This window comes from Rhodococcus sp. NPDC056960 (assembly GCF_042674125.1).
Lineage (GTDB): Bacteria > Actinomycetota > Actinomycetes > Mycobacteriales > Mycobacteriaceae > Rhodococcus_F.
The window spans coordinates 1-1,111 of record NZ_JBHURF010000096.1 but is presented as its reverse complement, the minus strand read 5'-3'; the positions used below and the strand labels follow the sequence as shown (position 1 = coordinate 1,111).

Below are 1,111 nucleotides of genomic sequence, written 5' to 3'. Positions count from 1 at the left end.
CCGGTTTCGACGCCGGAGTCCATCCGGACGCCGGGGCCGGTGGGGGGCACGAACTTGGTGACCGGTCCGGGGGCGGGCAGGAAGCCGCGGCCGGCGTCCTCACCGTTGATGCGGAATTCGAAGGCGTGCCCGCGGGGGGTGGGGTCCTCGAGGATGTCCAGTGTGTCGCCGTTGGCGATCTTGAACTGCTGCAGCACCAGGTCGATGCCGGCGGTTTCCTCGGTGACGGGGTGTTCGACCTGCAGGCGGGTGTTGACCTCGAGGAAGGACACGGTGTCGCCCTGGACCAGGTATTCGACGGTGCCGGCGCCGTAGTAGCCGGCCTCTTTGCAGATGGCCTTGGCGGAGGAGTGGATGCGGGCGCGTTGGTCGTCGGTGAGGAACGGGGCGGGGGCCTCCTCGACGAGTTTCTGGAAGCGGCGTTGCAGGGAGCAGTCGCGGGTGCCGGCGACGACGACGTTGCCGTGCTGGTCGGCGATGACCTGCGCTTCGACGTGCCGGGCCTTGTCCAGATACTGTTCGACGAAGCATTCGCCGCGGCCGAACGCGGCGACGGCCTCGCGGGTGGCGGAGTCGAACAGTTCGGGGATTTCCTCGATGGTGTGGGCGACCTTCATGCCGCGGCCGCCGCCGCCGAAGGCGGCCTTGATGGCGACGGGGACACCGTATTCCTTCGCGAAGGCGACGACCTCGTCGGCGTTCTTGACGGGGTCCTTGGTGCCGGCGGCCATCGGGGCCTTGGCTTTTTCGGCGATGTGGCGGGCGGTGACCTTGTCGCCGAGGTCGCGGATCGATTGGGGGGAGGGGCCGATCCAGATCAGGCCGGCGTCGATGACGGCCTGGGCGAAGTCGGCGTTTTCGGAGAGGAAGCCGTAGCCGGGGTGGATGGCGTCGGCGCCGGATTTGGTGGCGGCGTCGAGGATTTTGTCGAACACCAGATACGATTCGGCGGAGGTCTGGCCGCCGAGGGCGAAGGCTTCGTCGGCCAGGCGCACGAACGGGGCGTCGGCGTCGGGTTCGGCGTAGACGGCGACGCTGGCCAGGCCGGCATCGGCTGCGGCCCGGATCACCCGCACTGCGATCTCACCGCGGTTCGCGACGAGCACCTTGG

General features: G+C 69.0%; 1 protein-coding gene. It reads right to left on the bottom strand.

Annotated elements, in window-relative coordinates; genetic code table 11:
- A partial coding sequence (locus ACFTWF_RS45065) for an acetyl/propionyl/methylcrotonyl-CoA carboxylase subunit alpha (protein ID WP_378467538.1) occupies nt 1-1,111 on the bottom strand: 1,111 nt, incomplete at both ends.